This window comes from Acinetobacter entericus, assembly GCF_026168575.1.
In the GTDB taxonomy this organism is placed as follows: Bacteria; Pseudomonadota; Gammaproteobacteria; order Pseudomonadales; family Moraxellaceae; genus Acinetobacter; species Acinetobacter bouvetii.
The window spans coordinates 1-5,731 of record NZ_JAPEQW010000060.1; the positions used below are offsets into that span (position 1 = coordinate 1).

Sequence of the window (5,731 nt, forward strand, 5' to 3'; positions counted from 1 at the left end):
TATCTATGCACAGCTGATTCCCTCTGCTCAGACTGAATCACAGATTGTTGATGTGAATGCGGCGGGTGAGAGTGTGGTCTTGGTGCCGGGTAATGATGGAACCATTAATGCAAATTTTGCAGTAACTGTAGGCACAAGTCAGAATCTATACATTGGCTTAAGTGTAATGCCTTCAAGTGTGTCATTCACACTATTTGGACAATCCATTTCGGACCAAGGCGGACTGCTTAAAAATACTTTAGGCACACAGGTCGGCACAATTGACTATCAGCGCGGGTTGATTCAATGGACTGACTCAGCGGGCTCAGGCAGCACGACGCTGAATATCACTTTCACACCTGCAGCTTCACCTAATCAGTATTACCAAAGCACAGCAATCCCTGTAACTCAGAACAGCCAAAGTACAAACTGGACAGGGGTGCTGGTACCCATTCCTGCACCTGGTTCTTTATCCATTTCATATATGGCTCAAGGCAAGTTCTATGAGTTGAAAGATGATGGATCGGGCCAGTTAAAAGGTACAAGCTCTTCATTTGGCTCAGGCCGCATCAATTATGAAACTGGTTCTTGGACACTGACGGCAGGCGCATTGCCGGATGTGAATTCCTCAATTCTGCTGCTTTGGGGAACGCCAATTGTGACTTTTGTGCGCTCTAATTTGAGTGTGGAAAAGGCCTGTTTTGATTTCCAATTATCTGAAGGTGTTGCTACGGGTGTGACGGTAAAGTGGCTGCTGGAAGGTGTGGAGAAAACTGCAGTCAGCAATGCACAGGGCAAGTTCACAGGAGATGCTGCAGGATCAATCAATTATGCGACCGGAAAGGGCAAGCTGATTCCCAATAAGCTGCCGCAGAAGTCTACTTTGTTCAACGTGACTTATAATTTCGGCACAAGCTTAGAGCAAAAAAAATCTGATATTACGCCAGACTCAAACCAAAAACTCTTATTCACTATTGGTACAGGATCTGCAATTCAGCCGAGCAGTATTGAACTCAGTATTCCTTTGACAGATAGCACTGGAACCATAACACGCAATCTAACACTGACGGACATTCCTCTGAATGCAATCTCAGGAAATTTGGTCAACTCGGCAGGTGAAGTGCAGGGCACTATCAACTACTCAACCGGCAGTGTAGAGATTACACCTGCATCAATTTATAAAGAATTTAAGCAGACGTTCACACCGATGACCGTTTACGGTTCCGCTTAGGAGATTTCATGTCTTTTTATTCACCGCAAACTTCAAAAATTGAAGAGTCAAGTGTACTTCTCAAGGCGTTTAATGCTACAGAAATTTCTGTCAAATACCGTGATACATCTGGGCTGAATTCAAGTACCGCAACTTTCACCGCTGACAAGCTGGAACTCGATTTATCCTCAGGATTTAATGAGCAGATCCTGACTGGCTCAGCCCGCTTTAAAGTAGGAAGCGATACATTCTTAGACCGTAATGGTTTACTGTATCGTGCTGTGAATCCCGCGAATAACAGCGGAATACAATCTGGCCTGATCCAATATGGTACGGGCATTGTGAAAATTGACAGCTGGACGCCAAACGCTGACAACACTATTCAGCTCGAATCATTAACGACGACAACCGATCTGCCGCCCGTGAACCGCATCAGTTTCCGAACTCCAATTATTCCGATTCGTGTACAGTCGCTGACTGTGGTTGCAACTTCGCTTGAATATGGTCAATTGACACTAACTGCAGATGAATACGGCAAAATAGAAACCAATCGCGCGCACGGCTCAATCAATTATGATAATGGCCTTGTGAACATTAATTTTTATGCCAAGACTGAAATTACTGCTGCGAACCGCGCTGAGATTGAGGCCAATGATTGGTATGACGCTTTGCTCGAATATGATGATGCAGGCAAAACTTATATTAATGTGCCGGTGTGGATTGATGCATCTGCAGTGCGTTATAACGCGATTGCTTATACCTACATTCCGCTTGATGCTGATGTAATTGGCCTATCAGCCACACGTTTGCCTTTAGATGGCCGTGTACCTATTTTCCGTGTCGGCGGTGTAGGCATTGTCAGCGCAAGCAAATCGTTTGAACTGCCTGACCATGTACCTGGTAAAACTTATGATTTACCAGATCAGCGCATTGCGTGGTGTGAGCTGGAAGATGCCAGCGGAATCAAAGTGCCATTTGATATGTATACCGTGGACTATGATTACGGCCGCTTCACATTGAATGGTGACTTTGCACTGAATGCATTGGTTGCACCATTGAAATCCAAATACCGTTATCAAGATATGGGCCTTATTCGCGATGTGCAAATCAATGGCCAGCTGACATTTACTAAGCCGCTTACACACAATTATGAGGCAGAAAGCACTGTAGTGGGTTCGGCACTTATTATTGATGAAATGCAGGCGCGCTATACACGAAAATTTGTGCAGCAGACGTGGAATAGTTTGTGGGCGGATGAAGCTGCAGGCACGCCTATTTCAGCGAATTACAATGATTCGATTTATCCGCTGCAAGTGACAAATCAAGGTGCGATACAAGAGCGCTGGGCGATTGTTTTCACTGATGCAACGAATTTCCGCTGTATTGGTGAATATACAGGTCAGATTGGAACTGGCACTATTTCCGCAGATTTTTTTCCATTTAACCCTACAACCAATGCGCCATACTTTTTAATTAAAAAAGAAGGCTGGGGTACAGGTTGGGCATCTGGCAATGTTTTGCGCTTCAATACGATTGCGGCAAATTATCCAGTCTGGGTGATTCGCACTGTAATGCAGTCTGAACCCTCTCAGATTAGTGATCAATTCCAAATTATGCTGCGCGGCGACATTGACCGTGCTGTTTAAAACTTCAATTTCTATAAGGCCGCTAATGCGGTCTTTTTTATGAGTAAAAGAATATGGCGATGAAGCAAACACAAACAAAAATGTTTGATTTTTCTGATGCTGGATTGGATTTCTGCGCTGGCTCAAAATCTCTTTTCCCTGACCGTTTTAAAAAAATGCTTTCAACTGGCTATAACACGCAAACCGTGGCCAGTGTTACTGTGGCTGGAAATCAAGTTACGCTGACTTATGGTGTATCACATGGATATGCTGCAGACCGAGTTTTGAAAATTGATAGCGGTGTTTTAGCGGGAATAAATGGCGGTGAGTTCTGGATTGATTCTGTTGCCTCCAATACAGTCACATTGACCATTGATGATGCGCCAGTTGCAATTGCTGGCGCTTTCACTACAAAAATAGCTTCACTTGGCTGGGAGCTTGTTTTTGAGCAACCGTATATTCATGTTTATAAGTTTAAGCATATTGATGATACGGATATGTATATCCGGTTATGTTTTCAAAATAATGCTGCATATCGCAATCGAGTGGCGCCATGTGTTGGGCGGACATATGACGCAGCAACAGGGTTTATTACTGATTCCAATTCATTTGTAGAAACCAAAGAAATTACTTTGCCAAACATAATGGCTTGGGAGTTTCAGTTGTGGAATACAACCAGTTACAACACTGCAAATTACGTGACAGGCTTTAATGAATTTGGGGCAATGAAGGTTGTTGGAAGTATTTATCACTTAGTGCTTATGGGTTCACTGAGTAACGGTAATGGCAATATGTCTATTAATGCAATTTTGCCAGTAAAGGTCATTTCAGCGGTATTAGATTATCCGTTGATATTGTGTGCCGAAAACGGTAATCCATCATCAAACGGGCAGGGTGCACAATACGAGTATGGACGAATGTTGCTAGGCAGATATTATTGCGCGCCATATGAACAGCGTAATACCACAACAAAGAACCTGAGTGGATCGAATAGCTCAGCTCCCTCATCACCAACCTCATATCTTCCAAGTGAAATTGATGAATTCAATACAACAACAGCATATCCGATTAATTTATTTCTTTGTGCAACAGGGCAGTTTGTTGGAACGGCAGCCGGTGGCTTGTATAAAACTATGTATGGGCCATCAGGTTATCCGGCAATTACATATAAGACTCAGCCATATCAAACAATGGATATTGATTTAGCTAGCATATGTCTTGTGTCGCAGTTGGGCGCTGGTGATCTGACTTATGCACAGTGGTATACCGCACCAATTGAGGCCATTAAATGATTAAAATATTTCGCTTAAAATCAAGGGCGGTATTTAAAAAAATAATCACTGCTGCAAATAGTGATCAAGGCTTCGGTCAGATCAAAGGTCAAACTCAAAAAGTCGGAGCTGCGTATCCAATCGTTCCTGTTTGTGTATTTAAGCGCTCAACTCGCCAGTTGCTTTGGGAAACCAAATCTAAAGCAGACGGCACATATGCAATCCGAAATATAGCAGTCGGGCTTGAGTGTTTTGTTGTGGCTTTTGATCCAAGCAATCAATACAACGCGGTAATCTCTGACAAAGTGGTGGCGAAATGAGTGTAATTCCAAGTAAGCAGGCGAGTATTGTTGCAATTCAAGCGCAGGCCAATTTTTTAAATACAGGTGGCCCCGCATCTTTGGTCTTTTATGGTGATGCGAAGCCTGCATCTACTTCAGTCACAGCTGATAGTGCTGCGCGGCTAGTGACATTGATGCTGCCTAATCCCGCCTTAAAAGAAGTGACAGCAGATTATGTTGAACTTCATCAAACTGAGGCAGGTACAGTCATTAAAGCAGGCACAGCAACATGGGCGCGCCTTTATAATGGAGCTGGTACACCGGTTTATGATTTGACGGTTGGTACAGATATCACAATGAATAATCCAAGTTTAGTGATTGGCAGTACATTGATGGGGCGGAGCATTAAATTCAGACCGCCAGTTTAAGAGGTGAATCATGGGCGACTATTCAGCGCCAAATGCGCACCTGGTTAACCTTAATTTCACTGATATAGCTACTGGTTCAACGACGCTAAATTTTGGTGAAACAGGTCAGAACTTCTTTGAAATTGATGTCATTGTTCAGACGGATATTCAGGCTGACTTACAGATCATTGGCCTGACTGTTTGTGATGTTGACGCAGTTGTTGATAATTCTATTCTGATCGAAGCGGATATTTTACAGCTCATCACTTTTGAAATTGATGCTGCTATAGATACTCGCATTGAGTCAGATATTTTGACTTATAGCATCAATGAGTTTTTCACAATTGATGCTGACGTAAGTTTGGACTGCACTGCTGAAATCCATGCTGAGTTTGATATCAATCATATCGTCGGTGTGTCACGTGGTTTTACGTCCACTTTCTCCAGAGCTGTGGCTNAATGAGTTTTTCACAATTGATGCTGACGTAAGTTTGGACTGCACTGCTGAAATCCATGCTGAGTTTGATATCAATCATATCGTCGGTGTGTCACGTGGTTTTACGTCCACTTTCTCCAGAGCTGTGGCTGTACTTGGAAATATTGAAACACCATGGTCCAAATCAACTTTAAGAGTCTCAAATGAGGCTCTTTTTTTGGGCTCAGGTTTATTGATTGCGACAAGCCCTGCAATCAAGTTCGATCAAGCAAACTTATTGTCTGTTTCTGTACGATTTGCGCATGAGCAAGCAACAGGGCTTAGCGCTCAGTTAAGCCTTGACTGGGATGAAAATAAAAGGCTTCGAGTTACCCAATCCTCAGTCTTTGAACAAGCTGAAAAGTTGCATATTAATCGTATCTTCGACTGGGTGGAACTTGTACGCAAACGCAAGCAATTCACATATTCGCATGAAGTGGCGCATGTATTTGAACAGCAATTTTCATTTGAGTGGGATAAAGG

General features: G+C 43.2%; 4 protein-coding genes and 1 pseudogene. All 5 read left to right on the forward strand.

The window, feature by feature from the left end:
- Window positions 1-1,210: pseudogene (locus OKC24_RS18935) on the forward strand (hypothetical protein); the annotation flags it as partial.
- A gap of 8 nt (window positions 1,211-1,218) precedes the next feature.
- The gene (locus OKC24_RS18940) at window positions 1,219-2,835 is read left to right on the forward strand and encodes a hypothetical protein (protein WP_265466211.1); all 1,617 of its coding nucleotides are present in this window, start codon (window positions 1,219-1,221) and stop codon (window positions 2,833-2,835) included.
- 53 nt (window positions 2,836-2,888) lie between these two features.
- Window positions 2,889-4,106, forward strand: a complete 1,218-nt coding sequence (locus tag OKC24_RS18945; protein ID WP_265466212.1) for a hypothetical protein — start codon at window positions 2,889-2,891, stop codon at window positions 4,104-4,106.
- A complete protein-coding gene (locus OKC24_RS18950) occupies window positions 4,103-4,405 on the forward strand; it encodes a carboxypeptidase regulatory-like domain-containing protein (RefSeq protein WP_131275629.1) in 303 nt (100 codons plus the stop codon). Before OKC24_RS18945 ends, OKC24_RS18950 begins: the two co-directional genes overlap by 4 nt.
- Window positions 4,402-4,794, forward strand: a complete 393-nt coding sequence (locus OKC24_RS18955; RefSeq protein WP_265466213.1) for a hypothetical protein — start codon at window positions 4,402-4,404, stop codon at window positions 4,792-4,794. The genes OKC24_RS18950 and OKC24_RS18955 overlap by 4 nt, the downstream gene beginning before the upstream one ends.
- Window positions 4,795-5,731 lie beyond the last annotated feature (937 nt).

Coding starts and splice junctions, on each gene's coding strand:
- OKC24_RS18950 (WP_131275629.1), top strand. CDS start 4,103: ATGATTAAAATATTTCGCTTAAAATCAAGGGCGGTATTTAAAAAAATA.
- OKC24_RS18940 (WP_265466211.1), top strand. CDS start 1,219: ATGTCTTTTTATTCACCGCAAACTTCAAAAATTGAAGAGTCAAGTGTA.
- OKC24_RS18945 (WP_265466212.1), top strand. CDS start 2,889: ATGGCGATGAAGCAAACACAAACAAAAATGTTTGATTTTTCTGATGCT.
- OKC24_RS18955 (WP_265466213.1), top strand. CDS start 4,402: ATGAGTGTAATTCCAAGTAAGCAGGCGAGTATTGTTGCAATTCAAGCG.